The organism is Spirosoma aerophilum (assembly GCF_054782495.1).
The window spans coordinates 1,893,660-1,913,862 of record NZ_BAAGSJ010000013.1; the positions used below are offsets into that span (position 1 = coordinate 1,893,660).

The 20,203-nt window shown below is 51.1% G+C and carries 20 protein-coding genes and 2 tRNA genes; 16 read left to right on the top strand and 6 right to left on the bottom strand.

The window, feature by feature from the left end; genetic code table 11:
* Positions 1-142: 142 nt before the first annotated feature.
* The 3 genes from ACYVK4_RS19215 to ACYVK4_RS19225 are packed head-to-tail and all read left to right on the top strand — an operon-like array spanning position 143 to position 1,212.
* Positions 143-418, top strand: a complete 276-nt coding sequence (locus ACYVK4_RS19215; protein ID WP_461129144.1) for a hypothetical protein — start codon at positions 143-145, stop codon at positions 416-418.
* 3 nt (positions 419-421) lie between these two features.
* The gene (locus ACYVK4_RS19220; RefSeq protein WP_461129145.1) at positions 422-937 is read left to right on the top strand and encodes a hypothetical protein; all 516 of its coding nucleotides are present in this window, start codon (positions 422-424) and stop codon (positions 935-937) included.
* Positions 934-1,212 (top strand): hypothetical protein, encoded by a 279-nt coding sequence (locus ACYVK4_RS19225; RefSeq protein ID WP_461129146.1) that lies wholly within the window; start codon positions 934-936, stop codon positions 1,210-1,212. The genes ACYVK4_RS19220 and ACYVK4_RS19225 overlap by 4 nt, the downstream gene beginning before the upstream one ends.
* Positions 1,213-1,627: 415 nt before the next feature.
* On the opposite strand, the gene ACYVK4_RS19230 is transcribed toward ACYVK4_RS19225, so the two are convergent.
* Together ACYVK4_RS19230 and ACYVK4_RS19235 are read right to left on the bottom strand one after the other, a co-directional pair.
* A tRNA-Pro gene (locus tag ACYVK4_RS19230) sits at positions 1,628-1,701 on the bottom strand.
* Between the two features lie 22 nt (positions 1,702-1,723).
* Positions 1,724-1,810: transfer RNA gene (locus ACYVK4_RS19235), tRNA-Ser, on the bottom strand.
* A gap of 167 nt (positions 1,811-1,977) precedes the next feature.
* On the opposite strand from ACYVK4_RS19235, the gene ACYVK4_RS19240 reads away from it, so the two are divergent.
* From ACYVK4_RS19240 to cdaA, 7 genes are all read left to right on the top strand, one after another.
* Positions 1,978-2,940 (top strand): vWA domain-containing protein, encoded by a 963-nt coding sequence (locus ACYVK4_RS19240; RefSeq protein WP_461129147.1) that lies wholly within the window; start codon positions 1,978-1,980, stop codon positions 2,938-2,940.
* 54 nt (positions 2,941-2,994) lie between these two features.
* Positions 2,995-3,681, top strand: a complete 687-nt coding sequence (locus tag ACYVK4_RS19245) for a tetratricopeptide repeat protein (protein WP_461129148.1) — start codon at positions 2,995-2,997, stop codon at positions 3,679-3,681.
* Positions 3,682-3,708: 27 nt separating this feature from the next.
* Positions 3,709-4,884 (top strand): acetyl-CoA C-acyltransferase, encoded by a 1,176-nt coding sequence (locus tag ACYVK4_RS19250; RefSeq protein ID WP_461129149.1) that lies wholly within the window; start codon positions 3,709-3,711, stop codon positions 4,882-4,884.
* A gap of 58 nt (positions 4,885-4,942) precedes the next feature.
* Positions 4,943-5,881 carry a phosphoribosylaminoimidazolesuccinocarboxamide synthase gene (locus ACYVK4_RS19255; RefSeq protein ID WP_461129150.1) on the top strand — a complete coding sequence of 313 codons (939 nt, stop codon included), beginning with the start codon at positions 4,943-4,945 and terminating at the stop codon, positions 5,879-5,881.
* Between the two features lie 85 nt (positions 5,882-5,966).
* The gene (locus tag ACYVK4_RS19260) at positions 5,967-6,383 is read left to right on the top strand and encodes an STAS domain-containing protein (RefSeq protein ID WP_461129151.1); all 417 of its coding nucleotides are present in this window, start codon (positions 5,967-5,969) and stop codon (positions 6,381-6,383) included.
* A complete protein-coding gene (locus tag ACYVK4_RS19265) occupies positions 6,376-7,338 on the top strand; it encodes a ribonuclease Z (protein ID WP_461129152.1) in 963 nt (320 codons plus the stop codon). The genes ACYVK4_RS19260 and ACYVK4_RS19265 overlap by 8 nt, the downstream gene beginning before the upstream one ends.
* A 93-nt stretch (positions 7,339-7,431) precedes the next feature.
* Entirely contained in the window at positions 7,432-8,244 is an 813-nt protein-coding gene (gene cdaA, locus ACYVK4_RS19270) for a diadenylate cyclase CdaA (protein WP_461129153.1), read from the top strand.
* 178 nt (positions 8,245-8,422) lie between these two features.
* Here the strand turns inward: cdaA and ACYVK4_RS19275 are convergent, their stop codons facing one another.
* Together ACYVK4_RS19275 and ACYVK4_RS19280 are read right to left on the bottom strand one after the other, a co-directional pair.
* On the bottom strand, positions 8,423-8,830 hold the full coding sequence (locus tag ACYVK4_RS19275) for a DUF4332 domain-containing protein (RefSeq protein ID WP_461129154.1): 408 nt from the start codon (positions 8,828-8,830) through the stop codon (positions 8,423-8,425).
* Between the two features lie 64 nt (positions 8,831-8,894).
* A complete protein-coding gene (locus tag ACYVK4_RS19280; RefSeq protein ID WP_461129155.1) occupies positions 8,895-9,086 on the bottom strand; it encodes a hypothetical protein in 192 nt (63 codons plus the stop codon).
* Positions 9,087-9,249: 163 nt separating this feature from the next.
* Between ACYVK4_RS19280 and ACYVK4_RS19285 the strand changes: the two genes are divergently transcribed.
* Complete coding sequence (locus ACYVK4_RS19285; RefSeq protein ID WP_461129156.1) at positions 9,250-10,284, top strand: S1C family serine protease; 1,035 nt, start codon at positions 9,250-9,252, stop codon at positions 10,282-10,284.
* Positions 10,285-10,367: 83 nt separating this feature from the next.
* On the opposite strand, the gene ACYVK4_RS19290 is transcribed toward ACYVK4_RS19285, so the two are convergent.
* Positions 10,368-11,312, bottom strand: a complete 945-nt coding sequence (locus tag ACYVK4_RS19290) for a DUF2279 domain-containing protein (RefSeq protein ID WP_461129157.1) — start codon at positions 11,310-11,312, stop codon at positions 10,368-10,370.
* A 249-nt stretch (positions 11,313-11,561) separates the two neighbouring features.
* Here ACYVK4_RS19290 and ACYVK4_RS19295 point away from each other — a divergent pair, with 249 nt between their 5' ends.
* The 3 genes from ACYVK4_RS19295 (at position 11,562) to ACYVK4_RS19305 (ending at position 15,400) form a co-directional block, all read left to right on the top strand.
* On the top strand, positions 11,562-13,091 hold the full coding sequence (locus ACYVK4_RS19295; protein WP_461129158.1) for a malate:quinone oxidoreductase: 1,530 nt from the start codon (positions 11,562-11,564) through the stop codon (positions 13,089-13,091).
* A 101-nt stretch (positions 13,092-13,192) separates the two neighbouring features.
* Complete coding sequence (gene ggt, locus ACYVK4_RS19300) at positions 13,193-14,890, top strand: gamma-glutamyltransferase (protein WP_461129159.1); 1,698 nt, start codon at positions 13,193-13,195, stop codon at positions 14,888-14,890.
* A gap of 201 nt (positions 14,891-15,091) precedes the next feature.
* Positions 15,092-15,400 carry a rhodanese-like domain-containing protein gene (locus ACYVK4_RS19305; RefSeq protein ID WP_461129160.1) on the top strand — a complete coding sequence of 103 codons (309 nt, stop codon included), beginning with the start codon at positions 15,092-15,094 and terminating at the stop codon, positions 15,398-15,400.
* A 106-nt stretch (positions 15,401-15,506) separates the two neighbouring features.
* Here ACYVK4_RS19305 and ACYVK4_RS19310 read toward each other — a convergent pair whose 3' ends face one another.
* Positions 15,507-16,538, bottom strand: a complete 1,032-nt coding sequence (locus ACYVK4_RS19310; RefSeq protein WP_461129161.1) for a LacI family DNA-binding transcriptional regulator — start codon at positions 16,536-16,538, stop codon at positions 15,507-15,509.
* Positions 16,539-16,933: 395 nt separating this feature from the next.
* Here ACYVK4_RS19310 and ACYVK4_RS19315 point away from each other — a divergent pair, with 395 nt between their 5' ends.
* Positions 16,934-18,967, top strand: coding sequence for a glycoside hydrolase family 3 protein (locus tag ACYVK4_RS19315; protein ID WP_461129162.1), 2,034 nt, complete (start codon positions 16,934-16,936; stop codon positions 18,965-18,967).
* A 15-nt stretch (positions 18,968-18,982) separates the two neighbouring features.
* Positions 18,983-20,173 (top strand): mannonate dehydratase, encoded by a 1,191-nt coding sequence (uxuA, locus tag ACYVK4_RS19320; protein WP_461129163.1) that lies wholly within the window; start codon positions 18,983-18,985, stop codon positions 20,171-20,173.
* Positions 20,174-20,203 lie beyond the last annotated feature (30 nt).

Here is a 20,203-nt window from a genome sequence, read left to right on the forward strand (position 1 = left end):
TTGACACCCTTTTCTTTTGGGTAGATAGCGGTTAACGAAAACCCCAATTGCCAGACTATTAACCTACCCTCCCTTCACCTAATACAGCATATAGAAAAGGTTTATAAAGTGAGTGAACATCTAAAACCATCTACTTTAGAAAATGGCCTACGGACAAAAGACAGGAGGGCGAACCGCCGGAACTCCCAACAAAGTAACCAGTAATTTAAAAAGCCGGATTGCTACCTTAATGGATGAGCAGTTTGATACAATCATAACCGACCTGGAGCAGTTGGAGCCTAAAGACCGTGTTACAGCTTATCTTAAATTGATGGAGTATGTACTACCCAAACAGAGGGAACAGAAAATAGATCTATCTACGCTTTCTGATGAACAGCTAGACGACCTGTTAAATAAGGCATTAGCTAAACTGGATTAGGACATGAATCGAGCCGAAAAGCTTAAAATCTTACAGGAGGCTATGCAAGGTCAGACCCGGTTACTTTGTCAGTTATCCCAGCAAAAGCGGAAGGGAAAAATGCCCTTTCTCGATGTTGCTGGGTTCGTTAATCTATACCCATGCTCACCCTTACTATTAGACTTGATGGTCATGCCTACCGAAAGTATTTTAGACTGTAAGAAAGGCGATCATATCAGCTTACGGGAATGTTTAGCCCGGTTCGATAAGGTTGACTCAGCGCAATTGTATTATGCTTTTAGTGCAGTTGGTGCAATAGACGGCAACGATTGCCACTATGATAGAGTACCCCTCCATGGTATGCAGATTCAACACCGCAACTATTCAAAAACGTACTTAAAAGGTGGCACAATAGCCGACTTACGCCGTTACTTTCATCAATCGGCATCCTCCCTTGATGAACACCCATTTCTATTACTCTCTCTTGAAATGGATTTGAAACGATTTGACTTTGATAGCTTCACAAACCGTCAAGCATGAACCGCGCTCAAAAGATAGCCTTATTGACGAAGGTATTACAGGAGGGAGAATGCCAGCTTAACCGGCAACGATTACAACAGGTTGTTGATAGCTCACCGCGTTCGCTTATTCTGATTGATGATCTGGATTTTAGCACCGGGCAACCATTAACAGATAAAGACCCAGTGCATTTTCGCGATAAAAGCAGAGAGTATGCAATGACTCTGAAAGAAGCCCATCAATACGCCCGTCAGTACGGAATACACACACTTATTGTACTACCCATCAAAAGATGATGAAACGAGAACGGAATAAAAAGATTCTAGCCCTTAAAGCTATTTTAGCGGGTAAAGCAGATGAGGTAAAGCACTATCAACAAAGAATAATGAGACCGTTATTCTTCTTGGTTCAAAAGGAGTCTGATGATATGTATTCTATCAGGTACCTGAATGGCCCTAATCAAGTAATGACCTCCCATGAATACAATCACTTTATCAGGTCACCACAGATAAAGCTTCAGCCAGTTATCAGTATAATAGTACCAGAGCAATAAAGGATTAAATATTAGAGGGCCGTAATTGGCCCTTTTTCATTATCCAACAATAGCAACCTACCTATATGTTTCAACCAGCGTTTCAACCGGAAAGTAGATGGCAACAAAAAAGCACCTACCATTTCTGATAAGTGCTTGATTATCTGGGACTTTATATGTCGGGGTGGCAGGATTCGAACCTACGACCTCCTGCTCCCAAAGCAGGCGCGATACCGGGCTACGCTACACCCCGAAGGTTTACTCGTTTCACTCAGCGGAGAGAGAGGGATTCGAACCCTCGGTACCGTTACCAGTACGACAGTTTAGCAAACTGTTCCTTTCGGCCACTCAGGCATCTCTCCGAAGCCAACCATTACCTTCCTGAATGATTGGGACACAAAGGTAAGGCAATAATTCGTTCTCAGCAAGCGATATATCAAAAAATCTTTTCCTAATCGCTAATTTCGCCATTCCTGATGATGATCACGATCCGCTAACCTTACTCATCATCAGGCCCATACTTGCTCAAATGAATTGGCTTTATCCGTTTACCAGCACCGAATTTATTTTTATTTGCCTGTTTATAGGGCTGTATGCGCTCTATGTCTGGCGCACTTTTCGGCTGGCCCGGCAATTAAATACAGCCGCCTGGGGCGTTGTCCCAAAATTCTTTTTGCGCGGCAGTTACCTCATCCTGCTAATCATTGCCCTGCTCGGTCCGTCCTTTGGTGATGCCGAAGGTGATCTGGTCACGACCAGCCGCGACACCTTTCTGCTTGTCGATGTTTCGCGCTCCATGGATGCGGGCGATGTGGTACCCACCCGACTCGAACGGGTTAAATACGATATTCAGCAGTTGTGCGACACCTTACCCGGCAGCCGGTTCGGGTTGATTCTGGCAACCCAGGAATCGTTCGTTCTTTCGCCCCTTACCGCCGATCACGATGCGATTAAGCAGTTCATTCGCGAAGTCCATACCAGTGCATCGACAACGGGGGGCACCGATCTGTGCAACGCCATTGAACTCGCCCGCCAGAAACTCCTCACCGATTCGACCACCCACCAGAGTGTTCGGTCGATCGTACTGTTCAGCGACGGCGAGAATTTCGGCCCCTGCGAACGGAGTGAACTGGCTCGACTGCGGTCATTCGGTTTACCATTGATTACCGTTGGCGTGGGTACAGAAACAGGCGCGTCGATCAAACAAGGGCGGGATTTTGTGCGGGATAATAATAATCAGATCGTTCGGAGCCAGCTAAATCGCCCTTTTTTGCAGGAACTGGCCCGCGATAGTCGGGGGCAGTACATCGAAGCCGATGCCAGTGGGCTTTACGTGAATGAGTTAGCCGGTATCATGCGCTCTCTGAAAGGCCGGGTTATCGACCAGCACCGGGTGGCGGTCTCGACCAATAAGTACTATTATTTCCTGCTGGCCGCACTGGGTTTAATGGCTCTTGACTTAATAGTGACCTTTCGAACCTTCCGACTTTGAGTTGGTCTCCCTATTTAGTCTTATTTTTGCCCGTCATGTAGGAACACCTGATTAATGATTTACCTGTTGCTCACAGCCTGGCTTTGGTGGAACCAGTTAATTCCGGAGAGCCCGATTTCCCGAAACAACCAATTGCGTCAGGAAGCGCAAGTGGCCTACCAGACGGGGCAATATGCTCGTGCGCTATCCTTGTATATGTATCTGAGCCGTACCACGACTACCGTTGAGCCAGCCGTGCAGCTCAATCTGGGACATACGTATTTCCGGCTGAACCAGTATGCCAAAGCAAAGCCGCAATACATACCCCTGCTTCAATCGGATCAGGCTAATCTGCGAACATCGGCCGCTACACAGTTAGGCGTTATTGCCTGTCTGGAGCGCGACAGTGCCACAGCGTTGTCTTTATTTCAACAGGCGTTGCTCGAAAACGCCGATAATGAATCGGCAAGGTATAATTTTGAGCTGGTTAAGAAATACTATTCGGGGAAGAAGCCCGAGCCACAACGTAAGTCTGCCGACAGGAAGCCCAAGCCGGTAAACAAGCCGAGTCCGGCGGGTGGGCAGCAAGTTGAACGGTCGTCGCGGCAGGATGAATTGTTACGTCGTTTCCGGCGCCTGAACCTGAGCGAAGAGCAGGCCCTTCAACTTCTGGATGCGATGCAGGGCGATGATTTGCCTTACGCACTAACTCGCTCCGCCCGGCGTTCAACAAAACCAGCTTCCGGTGAAAATCGGTGGTGAACCAGACATTGAGTCAACAAAACTACTATGAACGAAGTCGTCATTGTTTCTGCCGTCCGAACACCCATTGGGAGTTTCGGGGGCGTTTTATCGACCTTATCGGCGACCGACCTGGGCGCTGCGGCCATTAAAGCGGCAGTAACTCGGGCGGGTGTCCAGCCCGATCAGGTTCAGGAGGTATATATGGGGAATGTGGTATCGGCTAATGTGGGGCAGGCTCCGGCTAAACAGGCAGCCCTGAAAGCCGGTTTGCCGCCAAACATTCCCTGCACCACCATTAATAAGGTTTGTGCATCGGGTACCAAAGCGATTATGCTGGCCGCCCAGGCTATCCAGCTGGGGCAGGCCGATGTAATTGTGGCGGGTGGCATGGAAAGTATGTCGAATACCCCCTACTACGTTCCTAAAGCCCGTTTTGGCTACAAATATGGCAATGCCGAGCTGGTCGACGGTCTGGCCCGCGATGGCCTGGTGGATGTGTATGATCAGTGTGCGATGGGCGTTTTTGCCGACAAGACGGCCGAAACGTACGGAATCAGCCGGGAAGAGCAGGACGCCTTTACCGTTCAGTCGTATCGCCGGTCGGAAGCCAGCACCCAGGGCGGGCAGTTTGGTTCTGAAATTGTTCCGGTTGAGGTCGCGGGACGCAAGGGCAGCGTGACGGTGAGTGAAGATGAGGAATATAAAAACGTTATTTACGACAAAATTCCAACGCTGAAAGCTGCCTTCACACCCTCCGGTACGGTCACGCCCGCCAGTTCGTCGCCCATCAGCGATGGCGCATCGGCACTGGTGATCATGAGTCGCCGGAAAGCGGATGAACTGGGACTCAAGCCACTGGCCCGTATTCTGGCCTATGCCGATGCCGAACAGGAGCCACAGTGGTTTACGACCGCCCCGACCAAAGCCGTACCGCTGGCTCTTGAACGGGCTGGTCTGACCGCCGGTGATATCGATTTTTTTGAGATTAATGAAGCCTTTTCGGTGGTCCCGCTCACGTTCAGCAAAGTACTGGAGATTCCTCAGGAAAAGTTGAATGTATTTGGTGGGGCCGTTTCTATCGGTCACCCGCTGGGGGCATCCGGAGCCCGAATCGTGACTACGCTCACCAACGTCCTGCAACAGAACGAAGGTCGCTATGGGGCCGTTGGCATCTGTAATGGCGGGGGCGGTGCCTCGGCTATAGTTATTGAAAAGCTGTAACGATGGCGCAAGGACGGGCCACGCAGACCCGCCCTTGCGCTATCAATCCTAAAAATAAATGAACGCAATTCAAGAGACTAACTTTCAATTTCCTGGCCAGACGGCCTTCTATCGTGGTAAAGTTCGGGATGTGTATTCCTTTCCGGACAAATTAGTCATGATTGCGTCGGATCGAATTTCGGCCTTTGACGTCGTTTTACCCAGACCCATTCCGTTCAAAGGGCAGGTCCTTAACCAGACGGCTTCCTATTTTCTGGGCGCAACGGCCGACATCGTGCCAAACTGGCTCCTGGATGTGCCGGATCCGAATGTGAGCATCGGACTCAAGTGCGACCCCTACGCTGTGGAGATGGTGGTGAGGGGTTATCTGGCAGGCCACGCATGGCGCGAATATCGGGATGGCAAGCGGACGCTATGTGGCGTTTCCTTACCCGATGGACTGCGTGAAAACGACAAATTGCCGACACCCATTATTACCCCTTCGACAAAAGCCCACGAAGGACACGATGAGGACATCAGCCGGGAAGAAATTTTACGTCAGGGAATCGTTCCGGAGGCCGAGTACGTCCAATTGGAGCAGTATGCACTGGCCCTCTTTGCGCGGGGTACGGACATGGCTGCCGAACGGGGACTGATTCTCGTCGACACCAAATATGAGTTCGGTAATCTGGATGGAAAGGTCTATTTGATCGATGAAGTTCACACGCCTGATTCGTCGCGGTATTTTTACGCCGATACCTATACCGCCAATCAGGAGGCCGGTGTGGCGCAAAAACAATTGTCAAAAGAATTCGTTAGAGAATGGCTAATTGCCAACGGTTTTCAGGGAAAGACGGGACAGAGCGTCCCGGTCATGTCTGACGAATGGGTCAATCAGATCACCACCCGCTATATTGAGTTGTTCGAAACGGTTACCGGACAGACCTTTCAGCCAACCGAAGCCGCCGATCCACTCAACCGTATTGAAGCCAATATTTTACGGGCCATACAGGCATAAGGCAGACGGAGTGATTGATTGACGAAGCGACTCCCTGTCCCTACGTCCTTCGCTCTGTTCATTAATCAAACAAAATTGAACATCCATGAATTACACAATCGAAAAAAACGAGCAGTACGCGCTGATCCGATTAGCCGAAAGTCAGTTTGGGGACGAAGTAGCCGCCACATTTGAAACCTTGAGCCGGGGTCTGTTCCGGGAAGGTTATAGCAATATCATTGTCGACATGGCCCCTGTGCAGTCCATTGAGCAAGCTGGCTTAATAACCATCCGAAAAATAAACAGACAATGTACAAATGAAGTTGGTCTATTAATTCTGGTGACGAAGAGCGACGAACTGATCGACCTTCTGGATGGAGCCAGCATCAGCGACCTGACGATTCTGCCCACGGTAGAGGAAGCCATCGACGCTGTATTTATGAACGAATTGGAAAACGATTTTCGGAGCGAAGATGATGATGAGTACGACCTCGGAGGCAGCGTCGGCAATGCCGATGCCTAACCCATTACCCAATCAGGCATCGGAACATGCCCGGCCGGCCCACCAGCCCTTTTCGCTCACTATTCTGGGGGCCGGGTCAGCTACGCCTACCCTGAAACTTCACCAAACGGCACAATTGCTGACCGTTGGCAGCGACTATGTGCTTATTGACTGTGGTGAGGGTACGCAGTTCCGCCTGATTGAGCAACGGATCAGACCGGGTCGGTTACGGTATATTTTCATAAGCCATCTTCACGGCGACCATTATTTCGGACTGGCTCCGCTGCTGTCGAGTTTAAATCTGGGTGGCCGCACAGAAGATCTGTATCTCTTCGGCCCGCGCGGACTGGATGAGGTCATCACGACCATTCTGCGCGTATCGAACTCCCGGTTGGGCTTTACGCTTCATTTTCAACCCGTTGAGCCCGACCAGGCCGTGCGCTTACTCGATCATCCGCAGATGACGGTAGACGCGATTCCGCTGCAACACCGTATCGACTGCACCGGCTACCTATTTCGGGAAAAGCCGCATAAGCCCCACCTGTTGCGTGAAAAGCTACCCGCCGATGTGCCGGTGGCTTATCTGAAACAGTTGAAAGATGGTCAGGATATTCTAGGGGCTGACGGTGAAGTCATTTACGCAGCCGCTGAGTATACCGAACCAGCGCCCGCCCCCCGCTCCTATGCCTATTGCTCAGATACCCGCTATGTGGAGGAGCTGGTGCCCCAACTGCGTCATGTCTCGCTCCTCTACCATGAAGCTACGTTTCTGGACGATAATGCCGAACGGGCGGCCGAAGTCTATCACTCAACGGCGAAACAAGCCGCTACCATTGCCGCCAAAGCGGAAGTTGGCCGACTGTTGATCGGGCACTTTTCATCCCGCTATAAACAATTCGATTCATTTCTGGAAGAAGCCCGGACAGTATTCCCGGAAACCTACCTGGCGACCGAAGGGCATACTACACCCATATGACCGGGTCATCGAATCGCACACCGTACGATTGACTTATTACCGTACCGACGGGTTTGTGATTATATTTAACCCCGAAACATTATCAATTTATTCATGCTGGCATTTCGCCTGGGATTTTTAGACATTGGCTGGCTCGACTTGCTGGACATCGGCCTGGTGGCCCTTCTCATCTATCAGATTTACAATCTCGTTCGGGGTAGCGTTGCCAGTCGGGTGTTTGTTGGCTATTTGCTGGTTTATCTGGCTTATCTGCTGGTCAAAGCGCTCGGTCTCAACTTAATGACCACCATTCTGGAGTACTTTATCAGTGTGGGGGCGCTGGCATTGATTATTATCTTCCAACATGAGATCCGGCGTTTTCTGTTACTGATCGGTAAATCTACGAATCTGACCAACAACCGCTGGTTGCGACGCTGGCTCCTCCGCGATGGCCATACACCCGAGCCATCCACTCCCTTAAAACCCATTCTGGATACCTGCAAAACCCTGGGCGCTGAATTTTCGGGGGGCTTACTGGTACTCCAGAAGAACGACGATCTCGAGAAATTTGCCCAGTCGGGCGAGGCCATTGACGCCGATGTCTCGAAACCCCTGCTGCTGGCGATCTTCAGTCAATATAGTCCGCTGCATGACGGGGCTGTCATCATCAGCGAAGGCCGGATTCGGGCGGCACGCTGTATTTTACCTGTTTCGGATGATGATGAGCTACCACCTTCGCTGGGGTTCAGGCACCGGGCCGCACTGGGCATGAGCGAAGCCACGGATGCGGCCGTTATTGCCGTTTCGGAAGAAAGCGGGCGGTTATCGCTGGCCCTGAACGGCGAGTTATTTACAAATCTGAATCAGCAGGAGCTGGAAAATCGCCTGGAGCGCTATCTACGGGAGCCAAAAGTTTTAGTGAAGTAGCCGACCGACCAATAAACAGAAAGGCCCTACCGGTTAAATGACCAGTAGGGCCTTTGTTGATTTCGGTGGCCCGCCTTCGCAAACTATCGTTATGTAATATAGATGAATCGGCAAGTAGCCAGACCTCTATTTGATAACTTTAAGTTAACCGGCACTCAGCCTATACTTTCCTGACAAATTAATACTCCAGCATGTAGGTCAGACTCTTCGCCTGTTCGATAAAATCACCAATCTGCTCTACGGAAGGAGGACGCTGGGTGAATTGCCGTACACTATTAATCTGAATCAATTTTGCATGTAAATTCTGAGGAACACGCTCCGCCAGTTCTTTAACGGTATCCACACCTGCCTCTTCCATAAGATCGCTGTAAACACGTCCAATTCCCTTTATACGGGCTAAATCAGCCCGATTGGCCAACTCCAGTATAGTCGTTGCATCAACACCACTTGCCGAAGCCAGCGCTTTGCGATCCGATGGTGTTTTGGTGGCTTCCAATAGCGAGTAACTATCGCTTATTCCCTGTCCCTTCAGTGCATTCAAAACAGCATCATTTATGCCGCGTAGTTCCCCTAACGTAAGGCTCATAATTTATAAGGAGTTGAGTGTTTAACGTGAAATTATTCCGACTTGCAAACAATATAGTACACTTTCAACGAACAAGATACTTCCTTCGGGTATCATTCAAAAGAAATTTATTTTGTGCGGTGAAGCTTTCTGGGTGCATTTCAACAAATTTTCGATGCCAATCAACAAATTTTTCGGGTTCAGCCTGCTGAAACAGACTGGCATCGATCTTTTTATGTAATAGGTATTCTTCAAACGTCATCTGGTTTTCTGCCATTTTTACCGAGCCTACAAATCGTCTTTCTCTTAATTAAGGCAAAGTAACACGTTATATTCCAGAACCTGACAAACTGGCTGGCAATAAGCCGGTTGTAGGGGTCTTACTGGATACTGGAACAGATAGTGCCCCTCCTATTTTGACTAAATAAACAAAAATAGGAATGAACACACACCTTGTATCCTTATCTGACGAACCGGTACAACCGGTACCAGATGCTGCTCTGCTTGATGCCTATTCGAACACAGTGGTAAATGTAGCAAAAAAAGTTAGTCCATCGGTTGTACAGATTAAAGTACGTAACCGAACGGCGGAACCCAGATCCGACCGTCGGACATCTCCTCCGCAACGGCAACCTGGCCGGAATCAACCCGAAGGCGGCTCTGGTTCGGGGTTTATTATTTCCAGCGACGGGTATATTATTACCAATAATCATGTGGTCGCCGGTGCTTCGGAGATTAAGGTTCTCTTAGCTGATTCACGCGAATTTGACGCGACATTGATTGGCCGTGATCCCGACACAGACATAGCCGTTCTGAAAATTTACGCAGATGGGCTGAAAGCCATTGGCTTCGCCGACTCGAAAAACGTACAGGTTGGTCAGATTGCTATTGCGATCGGGAACCCCTATGGCTTTCAATATTCACTGACGGCGGGGGTTGTCAGCGCGCTGGGACGGACCCTGCGATCGGAGTCGGGCCGGTTGATCGACGATGTCATTCAGACCGATGCCTCATTAAATCCCGGTAATTCCGGTGGCCCACTGGTCAACTCGTCTGGTGAAGTGATTGGCGTCAACACCGCCGTTATCTTGCCGGCTCAGGGCATTTGTTTTGCCGTTTCGTCTAACCTGACAGCGCTCGTAGCCGGCAAACTGATTATGACCGGACGTGTTCGCCGGGGTTATCTGGGTATTGCCGGACAGTTGATCAACCTGACTGAACGCATCAAACAATACAACCAGCTTTCGGCTAAAACCGGAGTTATGGTGGTGAGTGTTGAGCCGGACGGAGTAGCCGGCAACGCCGAATTAGTACCGGGCGACATTATTGTAGGCTTCAATGATCAGGTTATTGCATCGGTTGATGATTTACACCGAAACCTGACGGACTACACCATTGGGCAGCGAATTCAGTTGAGCATTCTGCGCGAAAACCGGAAGAAACAAATTGTGGTCACGCCGGGCGAATTGAAGTAATAAGGTGAAAGAGCGAAAGGGTGAAAGAGTGAAAAGCAAGCTCACTTCTCAGACATCTTTCGCTCTTTCGCTCTTTCGCTCTTTCACTCCTTTGGCAAAAGCAACGGGTGAAAACGAGCGCCCTTTACCCGGTTAAACTCCAGGGAAGGCGCAGGAATCTTAAAGAATTGAGCCGTACCCACAAACCGTTGCAGCGATGGCGAAAACGTGCCGATCCGTGACAAATCGGCATCGGGCGAAATAAAGAACTGTCGGTATCGCTCAAATTTTATGGGTTTCCCGTCGACATCGAAGACCGGTGGATTCTCATGACCGCCAATCATGCCGCTCCCGCTATAGCCCACATCGACATTGAGCCAGCGTGGAAAGGATGGCCCTACCGGAAGCACAGAGGCCAGATTTACCGATAGCCAGTACTGCTGTGCATTGTAATCTTTAAGCATTTGTACCCCCGTTGTTTTGCCGAGTACGTTGGGGCGATACGGGGGAAAAATCGTTTTACGAAACCCGTACTTCATACTGACCACCTGTTGCCCCGTTCCGTATTGCTGGCCCATAAACAGCGCGGTTCCGGCTACATTGGCAACCATATCGCCTTTAGAAAACCCCCATCCTTCCGAGTGGCCATCATAGACTTCCAGGGTTGTTTGAAACAATAAGGCCAGCAGCCCCCCCGTAAGGATACTGGCGCGCTCATCGACACCGCTCCAGCGCATGAGCTCATATCCTCCCCTACTCATGCAGTAGGCCGTTGCCGCATGGCCGACCTTATCCATCTGAAGCCATTCGCCATTGTCGTTGAAGGAGTGAAAGGGTACCTTTTTCTTGTACCACTGCTTCCGCAGCATCAGCAGGGTAATGGTATAAAAAGCGGCCGTACCGACCAACACGCCAATAAATCGCCCCTGGTTTATCCCTGACGGGTCGGGCGGTGCGGGGGCAATTGGTAAGGGCTGCGATTGAACGGACTGACCCAGCAATACGATATACAGGCAAAACAGGCAAACAGTCCGGATTCGGTATTTCATGAGGTAAAACTAGTATAATTCAACGATTCGACAGCTTTCGGGCCTCCCGCATGGCGGAGGTTGGACCGCTGGTTATTTATTTTGCGAATCGGTGGTCTATTGCGCCCAAATCAAGTTTAGACCATATGGTAAGAAAAACCAATTAACAGAAGGTTAATCTTTCTTACCGGAACATCCCGAAGCACAAATTTGTAATTATAGCTAGAATACATATCTGGTAGATATACACATACCTGCCTATTTTTCATCATGGCGAAACGCAATAAATCAGTACAGAAAGGTCCCGATGTCGTGCTCATTGGAGCGGGTATCATGAGTGCCACCCTGGGCGTGTTGTTGAAAGAACTGCAACCCGACATTACCATTGATATCTACGAACGCCTGGACAGCGCAGCGGCCGAAAGTTCGGATGCCTGGAATAATGCCGGAACCGGCCACTCAGCTTTCTGCGAACTGAACTATACTCCCGAAAAAGAAGACGGCTCCATCGACCCGTCCAAGGCAATCAAGATTGCCGAATCCTTCGAGCAGTCGAAACAGTTCTGGTCATTTCTGATCCAGCAGGGATTCCTCCACGATGCGCCGAATTTTATCCGCTCTATTCCGCATATGAGTTTCGTGTGGGGCAACGACAATGTGTCGTATCTGCGAAAACGGTACGACGCACTTCAGCAGAATTACCTGTTCCATGGCATGCAGTATTCCGAAGACCGGACTCAATTGAGCGAATGGATGCCGCTGGTTATGCAGGACCGTGATCCGAAGCAACCCGTGGCAGCTACCCGCATGGAGATTGGTACCGACGTCAACTTCGGTGCGCTTACCCGCGCTATGTTCCGACGATTATACGACATGCCCGGCGTGCATTTGTACTTTGCCCACGATGTGCGTGATCTGTGGCGTTCCAAATCGCTGGGCGGCTGGAAGATCCGGGTTGAAAACGTAACCACGAATCAGGTGCGCGATGTGCAAACCCAGTTCATTTTTATTGGTGCCGGTGGTGGCTCATTGCGCCTGCTCGAAAAATCGGATATTCCCGAAAGCAGAGGCTTTGGTGGTTTCCCGGTCAGTGGGCAGTGGCTCAAATGCGTGAACCCCGATGTGATTCAGCAGCACCAGGCCAAGGTTTATGGGAAGGCATCTGTGGGGGCTCCGCCAATGTCGGTGCCGCACCTGGACACCCGTATGATCGACGGCAAGCGCGAATTGCTCTTTGGTCCCTACGCTGGTTTTTCGACCAAGTTCCTGAAAAGCGGCTCGTACATGGACTTACCCAAATCCATTCAGCTGAGCAACATGGCGCCCATGCTCATGGCGGGTCTGCACAACGTTTCGCTGACGAAGTACCTGATTCAGCAGGTCATGCAATCGCCCGAAGATCGGCTGAATGCCCTGCGGGAGTATTATCCCGATGCGAAAATGGATGACTGGGAGCTGGAAATTGCCGGTCAGCGGGTACAGGTGATCAAGAAAGACGATGAAGAGGGCGGTGTACTGGAATTCGGCACCGAAGTGGTGAGCGCAGCCGATGGTAGCATTGCGGCCCTGCTGGGTGCCTCACCTGGTGCCTCAACGGCCGTGTCGATCATGCTCGACCTGCTCAAACGTTGTTTCCCTGAGCAACTCAAAACAGACGCCTGGCAACAGAAACTGAAGGAAATGATTCCAAGTTACGGTCAGGTTCTGGCCAATAACCCCGAGTTAGGGCATCAACTCCGGCACCAAACCAGCGAAGTATTGGGTCTGGGAACCTATGAATTTACACCGAACGAGCATTAGACTCCGGTTTAGCTTATTGGTAGCGGTAGATTTTGTTATCTTGTGCCACGGTGATGCCACCGTGGCACAATTCATTTTCAGGTAATTCATCCATCGGCTTCATGCAAAAACTAGTACTTACGCTTAGTATCTGGGCTTCTTTACATTCACTGGTTACAGCACAGGATCGGCTCAGTGGAAAATCATTTGCCACACGGGCGGTCGTCATGGCCCGCCACGGGATGGCCTGTACCTCTCACCCGCTCTCCACCCAGGCCGCCGTTGACGTGCTCCGGTCGGGTGGTAACGCCATTGATGCGGCTATTGCGGCCAATGCGATGGAAGGGTTGGTAGAACCGCACGTTAATGGCATCGGTGGTGATCTGTTCGCCATTGTATGGGATGCCAAAACCAAAAAACTATACGGACTGAATGCATCCGGACGCTCCCCCTACACGCTCACCCTGGCCGAGCTTCAGAAACGAGGCCTCAAACATATTCCTTCCGATGGCCCACTGCCCGTTTCCGTACCGGGTTGTGTGGATGGCTGGTTTGAACTGCACAAGCGTTTCGGGAAGGCCCCAATGACCAAAATTCTGTCGCATGCCATTCGTTACGCCCGCGAAGGCTATCCGGTTCATGATGAAGCCGCCTTTTACTGGCCATCCATGATTGCCCGGTTCAGCAAGTACCCGAACGTAAAGGACATTTACGCGCCCACCGGAGCAGCCCCCAAACGGGGCGAATTATTTAAAAACCCTGCGTTGGCCAACACACTCGAAAAGATTGCGACGGGTGGCCGCGATGCTTTTTACAAAGGTGATATCGCCAAAACGATCGACGCCTTCATGAAGAAAATGGGGGGCTTTCTGACTGCCAAAGATCTCGCCGACCACACCTCCGAATGGGTAGAACCCGTTTCGACCAACTACCGGGGCTACGATGTGTGGGAGTTGCCGCCCAACAGCCAGGGTATTGCGGCTTTGCAAATGCTGAACCTGCTGGAAGGCTACGATTTTTCACAAATCCCCTGGGGAAGTCCCGAGCATATTCACCGGTTTGTCGAAGCGAAAAAACTGGCGTTCGAAGACCGGGCCAAATACTATGCCGATCCGGCCTTCGCCAGCATCCCCGTCAAGGAACTCGTCAGTAAATCCTACGCAGCCGAACGCCGTCAGCTGATCGACCTCAACCGGGCAGCCAGCCGGGTCGATGCGGGCAATCCGGCGTTGAAACAGGGGGATACGATCTATTTAACCGTGGCCGATGAAGAAGGGAATATGGTTTCCCTCATCCAAAGTAACTACCGGGGTTTTGGCTCGGGTATGGCGCCCGATGGACTGGGATTCATGCTCCAGGACCGGGGTGAGCTATATAGTCTGATCGATGGGCAGAATAATACCTTCGCCCCGCACAAACGGCCTTTCCAGACCATCATTCCCGCTTTTGTCACGAAAGACGGACAGCCTTTCATGAGCTTCGGCGTTATGGGCGGCAGCTTTCAGCCATTAGGCCATGTGCAGATCATCATGAACATGATCGACTACGGCATGAACCCGCAGGAAGCTGGCGACGCCCCCCGAATTGACCACCTGGGCTCATCGGAACCAACCGGCGAAAAAATGATCGACTCCGGCCAGATCACTCTGGAGTCTGGCTACCCCTACGAAACCATCCGCGACCTGATGCGCAAAGGGCACAAGGTCGGTTATGGCCTCGGCGGGTACGGCGGGTATCAGGCGATTATGTACGACGCCAAAAACAAAGTGTATCACGGCGCTACCGAATCCCGGAAAGATGGGCAGGCCGCCGGTTTTTAATTTCGAAGCTGTTAATTGATACCTGACAGGTACGTTTTTATCCTTCCTCCTGCGTCGGCATGACAAAAACGCCATCAATATAAACGTTTAAACAGGCTATCTACGAAATTTTAAAACGAGCGTCCTTCCGTGACAAATATCACGGAAGGACGCTCGCTTATTTTAGAGCTTTGCCGTAGACAATTAAAAGCAGCAAAATCAATGCTAACGATACTCAAGTCTATTTTCGGATCAGCCGAAAAGGAAAACATTACTGAACTTCTGGCCCAGGGAGCTGTACTGATTGATGTCCGCTCGGCGGGAGAATTTGCCGGAGGTCATGCCAAAGGGGCAGTTAACATCCCGCTTGATCAGCTCGATAACCAGCTCAATAAGATTAAAGCCTACCACAAACCCATTGTTCTCTGCTGTGCATCGGGCATGCGGAGCGCCCGCGCCAAAAACTGGCTGGCCGGTCAGGGAGTATCCGACCTGCACGATGCAGGCGGCTGGCGTTCTATCAAACTATAAATTTCAACTTGTTCACCTCAACCGCTCCAAAAAGGGTTGGGGTGAACAAGTTGAAAAAGTAAAAACCTCTATCTCCGCTAACGAATAATACCGAACTGTATCAGTTTCAAGTATTCGACAACCGCATAGACGATTTGCGGGCCATCAGTTTTGTCTTGAGCACGTTGCTGATGGATGTACTGTGTTCGCCGGGATTCCGGATAAGATTGATCAACAATTCAGCGGCCGAACGGCCCATCTCGAACGCAGGCTGTGCCACCGAGCTCAAAGGTGGATTTAGCAAAGCTGCCATCGGCAAGTCGGAAAAGCCAACCAAGGCTATATCGTCGGGCATAGATAGGCCCGCTTCCGTAATAGCCGAATGACAGCCAATAGCAATATTATCGCTGGAGGCAAAAATCCCATCCGGACGCTCAGCATTGGCCAATAAAATACGGGAAGCCTCCAGCGCACTCGTGGGCGAGTAAGCCGACGAAACAACGAGGTCATCATGAATGGGCTTTCCATAATCCAGCAAGGCAGCCCGGTACCCGTGCAACCGCCGACGGCTGATGAGCAAATGGTCGGGGCCCGATACATGGGCAATGCGCTCACAGCCCTGTTTGATCAGGTGCTCGGTAGCCATGTAGCCCCCTTCAAAGTCATCAACCGATACTTTATGCGTGTCGATCTCTTCACAGATCCGATCGAAGAACACAATAGGAAATCCTTTGTCGTGCAGGTTTTTAAAATGTGAGTAATCGTTGGTGGCGGTAGCGATTGACACCAACAGACCATCTTTCCGACGATTATAGATGTGTTTTACGTTTAACACCTCTCGCTCGTAATCTTCGTGGCTCTGGTAGATCACAACATGGTAGCCCTGCGCAAAGGCTACATCTTCGATACCGGCAATCACAATGGCGAAGAACGGATTAGCGATTTCTGGGACAATGACCCCAATATCGTTACTCTGGCTGCTGAGTAAACTCAACGCCACGGGATTCGGATTGTAATCGAGTTGATGAGCCAGAGCCAGCACCCGCTTCTTGGTCTCATCCCCTATTTCCGAACTACCTCTCAGCGCCCTTGATACTGTCGACGTAGAGATGTTCAACTCCCGCGCAATGTCTTTGATCGTGATGTTCTTTGCGCCCATGCTTTGTTGAAATAATTATATTTTCTTACGTACCGAAAGAATTTTAAAGCTGTTCGTTTCAGGAAAGGATTGTATCCCCATCTACTACTATTCTCAGAAATAGTTAAAACTTTATAAGTTTACGCAAACGTTCCCGAAATCGTTTGCGTAAACTTATAAAGTTTTTCCCGAGAATCTTCTTGGTATCCCCGCGTAACTAAGCTAGTATTAATAGGTTTTAGCCAGTCGTTAGACTATTTGCCGAGGGGTTGAATCTTAGTTTTATACTATGAACTGTACCTAACTGCAAGCGACAAAATCCCTTATTGATCTTTTAACCCCGCAACGTTAAGACGTATCGCCGGCCCCCTGCTCACCTGATCACAAAACGAACTTAACTACCTATACTGTACTCCATGAACGTTACCAGACATTCATTCTCAAAGCCATCCCTTACGCTTGTGGCACTGGCGCTCACCGCTACGGCCGTATTGGCCCAAAAGCCAGCGCAACCAACCCTGGGGCACCGTTCCGTAAAACTGTTGACCATTAACGGTTTCTCATTCAAAGACCTGAACAAGAACGGTAAACTCGATAAGTACGAAGACTGGCGGCTACCCACCGAGCAGCGGGTTCAGGACTTGATTGCCCAAATGACGATTGAAGAAAAAGTAGGCTTCATGCTCATTAGTACCTCTCGACTGGCGGGGGATGCCTCTTTTCAACAGGGCGCACCGAAGGCCGAAATTACCAGCGGCTTCAATGAGGAAGATCTGGTTCAGAACATGAACATGTTTACCCGGAAGCCACTACCCGCTCCCATGATGATGGCCGCGGGTACGACCAAGGGGGTTATGCAGAACCAGCTGCGCCACTTCATACTTCGCGCCAATACATCAGCGAAAATTATGGCCGACTGGAGCAACAACTTACAGGCCCTCTGCGAAAGCTCCCGCTTGGGTATTCCGGCCATTGTAGCTTCCAATCCGCGCAATCACATCACAGCCGACGCGTCCATCGGCCTTAGTGTCGGCACGACGGTGTTCTCCAGATGGCCCGGCGAACTGGGCCTCGCGGCCATGCGCGACTTGAAACTGACGCGCGAATTTGGCGACATTGCCCGCCAGGAATGGGCGTCGGTAGGGTTGCGGAAAGGCTACCAGTACATGGCTGATCTGGCGACGGAACCCCGCTGGCAGCGCATTGAAGGCACGTTTGGCGAAGATGCCGATTTAGCGGCCAACATGACCCGCGAAGTTGTACTTGGTTTTCAGGGCACAAAACTAGGGCCCAACTCGGTAGGCTTAACCACTAAACACTTTCCGGGTGGTGGCCCGCAGGTAGAGGGACAGGACCCGCACTTTGATTGGGGAAAAGACCAGCACTATCCGGGCAAGATGTTCGATTATCACCTCAAACCTTTTCAGGCCGCCATCGACGCGGGCACATCAGCTATAATGCCGTACTATGCCAAACCGATCGGGACGAAGTACGAAGAAATAGCTTTTGCCTACAATAAGGCCATTATTAACGATTTACTCCGCGGGAAAATGGGCTTTCAGGGCATCATCAATTCCGACACGGGACCGATTGAAATGATGCCCTGGGGCGTGGAGCAACTGTCGATTGTGGAACGATACCAGAAGGCCATCGACTGCGGAGTCGATTTGTTTTCCGGTACCGGCGATCCGACACTTTTGCTCGAAACCGTAAAGAAAGGGCTGGTTTCCGAGAAACGCATCAATGAGTCGATCACCCGTTTACTTCGGGAGAAATTTGTACTGGGTTTATTCGAAAACCCGTACGTCGACCCTGAACTGGCTCAGAAAACTGTGGGCAAGCCTGAATTCCAGCAACGGGCTGATTTAGCCATGAGAAAATCCATCGTGCTCCTTCGTAATTCGGCGAACCTCCTGCCGCTGGCCCCGAAAACAAAGGTCTATATGGAATCCTACTTCGATAACGGCCGTACCAAAGAACCGATAACTGTCCTGAAACCAACAAATCATACGGGCAGCCTTCAGTTTGTATCCACAAAAGAAGAAGCGGATGTGGTGGTCTTGTGGCTGACGCCCAATGGCGGCAGTTTATTCAGCTCTGCCGGTGGCCCCATTGAACTCCAACTCTCAAAAAATAAGATCGATGTGGCGCATGTGAACGCCCTCACCAGTCAGAAACCAACCGTTGTGCTCATCAATTACACAAGTCCGTGGGTGATTGATGAGATTGACAATTCGAATGTAAAAACCGTTTTGGCTACCTTTGGCACCACAACCGATGCGGTGCTGGATATTTTGAGTGGAGCGTTCAATCCGACAGGTAAAATGCCGTTTACGACGCCCGTTTCCCGGCAAGCCGTACTCGATAATCAATCCGATGTGCCGGGACACATGAAGCCAAAAGGCTACGCGCTTTTCACCTTCGGCGACGGTCTGAGCTACAAACATTAATTGTAAAAAGTAAACATGGCATTAGAACAAACTTGGCGGTGGTTTGGCCCAAACGACCCCGTCAGCCTGGCCGACGTTCGGCAGGCGGGGGCAACAGGCATCGTATCCGCGCTGCACCAGATCCCGAACGGACACGTATGGACGGTTGAGGATATCCGGCAACGCAAAGCCATCATTGAAGAAGCCGGTCTGAGCTGGTCGGTGGTGGAGAGTGTGCCCGTACACGAGGACATCAAAAAGCGGACGGGCAACGTCAAACAGTATATCGACAATTACAAGGAATGTCTGGTCAATCTGGCTCAGGCGGGCATCGACACAGTTTGCTACAATTTCATGCCCGTACTCGACTGGACGCGGACAGACCTCAACTTCCAGCTTCCTGACGGTTCGACGGCCCTTCGATTCGACACCACCGAATTCTGCGCGTTTGAGGTGTACATTCTGAACCGGCCGGGTGCTGATAAAAGCTACAGCCAGTCTCAGCTGACCCAGGCTAAGCGCTGGCTCGACGGTGCTTCGGAAGCCGATGTTCATCGGTTGACCCGTAACATCATTGCCGGGCTTCCGGGTAGTGAAGAGAGCTTTACGCTGGAAGCCTTCGCCGACGTACTGGCCACGTACAGCCGGATCGACGATGCGGCCCTGCGTGCCAATCTGTATGCCTTTTTGCAGGAAATTACACCCGTTGCAGAAGATGCCGGTATCAAACTGGCCATCCACCCCGACGATCCGCCGTTTCCTATTCTGGGTCTGCCCCGCGTGGTCAGCACCGAAGCCGATGCCCGGCAGCTCCTGGAGGCTTACGAAAGCAGCCATAACGGGCTCTGTTTCTGCACCGGCAGTTACGGTGTTCGGGCAGATAACGACCTCGTCGGGATGGTGGAACGACTGGGCAACCGCATCAATTTTGTACACCTGCGCGCCACCCAGCGCGACGCCGACGGCAATTTCCACGAAGCTGATCACCTGACTGGCGATGTAGACATGTACGGGGTCATGAAGGCTCTTTTAGAGGAGCAGCACCGCCGGAAAACCGAAGGCCGAACGGATTACCGTCTCCCCTTCCGCCCCGACCACGGCCACCGCATGCTCGACGACCTGAAACCCGGCAAAAAGATCAACCCCGGCTACACCGCCATCGGCCGCCTGCGGGGACTAGCCGAATTGCGGGGGCTGGAACTGGGCATCGAACGGAGTTTATTCTAGGCGTTCAGTAGCGAGGCTGGAAAGCCTCGC

Excerpts from the sequence above, each read along its gene's own strand:
- ACYVK4_RS19250 (WP_461129149.1), top strand. The coding sequence starts at position 3,709 with ATGAACGAAGTCGTCATTGTTTCTGCCGTCCGAACACCCATTGGGAGT.
- ACYVK4_RS19225 (WP_461129146.1), top strand. The coding sequence starts at position 934 with ATGAACCGCGCTCAAAAGATAGCCTTATTGACGAAGGTATTACAGGAG.
- uxuA (WP_461129163.1), top strand. The coding sequence starts at position 18,983 with ATGGCATTAGAACAAACTTGGCGGTGGTTTGGCCCAAACGACCCCGTC.
- ACYVK4_RS19290 (WP_461129157.1), bottom strand. The coding sequence starts at position 11,312 with ATGAAATACCGAATCCGGACTGTTTGCCTGTTTTGCCTGTATATCGTA.
- ACYVK4_RS19215 (WP_461129144.1), top strand. The coding sequence starts at position 143 with ATGGCCTACGGACAAAAGACAGGAGGGCGAACCGCCGGAACTCCCAAC.
- ACYVK4_RS19285 (WP_461129156.1), top strand. The coding sequence starts at position 9,250 with ATGAACACACACCTTGTATCCTTATCTGACGAACCGGTACAACCGGTA.
- ggt (WP_461129159.1), top strand. The coding sequence starts at position 13,193 with ATGCAAAAACTAGTACTTACGCTTAGTATCTGGGCTTCTTTACATTCA.
- ACYVK4_RS19260 (WP_461129151.1), top strand. The coding sequence starts at position 5,967 with ATGAATTACACAATCGAAAAAAACGAGCAGTACGCGCTGATCCGATTA.
- ACYVK4_RS19220 (WP_461129145.1), top strand. The coding sequence starts at position 422 with ATGAATCGAGCCGAAAAGCTTAAAATCTTACAGGAGGCTATGCAAGGT.
- ACYVK4_RS19310 (WP_461129161.1), bottom strand. The coding sequence starts at position 16,538 with ATGGGCGCAAAGAACATCACGATCAAAGACATTGCGCGGGAGTTGAAC.
- cdaA (WP_461129153.1), top strand. The coding sequence starts at position 7,432 with ATGCTGGCATTTCGCCTGGGATTTTTAGACATTGGCTGGCTCGACTTG.
- ACYVK4_RS19305 (WP_461129160.1), top strand. The coding sequence starts at position 15,092 with ATGCTAACGATACTCAAGTCTATTTTCGGATCAGCCGAAAAGGAAAAC.
- ACYVK4_RS19315 (WP_461129162.1), top strand. The coding sequence starts at position 16,934 with ATGAACGTTACCAGACATTCATTCTCAAAGCCATCCCTTACGCTTGTG.
- ACYVK4_RS19255 (WP_461129150.1), top strand. The coding sequence starts at position 4,943 with ATGAACGCAATTCAAGAGACTAACTTTCAATTTCCTGGCCAGACGGCC.
- ACYVK4_RS19275 (WP_461129154.1), bottom strand. The coding sequence starts at position 8,830 with ATGAGCCTTACGTTAGGGGAACTACGCGGCATAAATGATGCTGTTTTG.
- ACYVK4_RS19240 (WP_461129147.1), top strand. The coding sequence starts at position 1,978 with ATGAATTGGCTTTATCCGTTTACCAGCACCGAATTTATTTTTATTTGC.
- ACYVK4_RS19280 (WP_461129155.1), bottom strand. The coding sequence starts at position 9,086 with ATGGCAGAAAACCAGATGACGTTTGAAGAATACCTATTACATAAAAAG.
- ACYVK4_RS19245 (WP_461129148.1), top strand. The coding sequence starts at position 2,995 with ATGATTTACCTGTTGCTCACAGCCTGGCTTTGGTGGAACCAGTTAATT.
- ACYVK4_RS19295 (WP_461129158.1), top strand. The coding sequence starts at position 11,562 with ATGGCGAAACGCAATAAATCAGTACAGAAAGGTCCCGATGTCGTGCTC.
- ACYVK4_RS19265 (WP_461129152.1), top strand. The coding sequence starts at position 6,376 with ATGCCTAACCCATTACCCAATCAGGCATCGGAACATGCCCGGCCGGCC.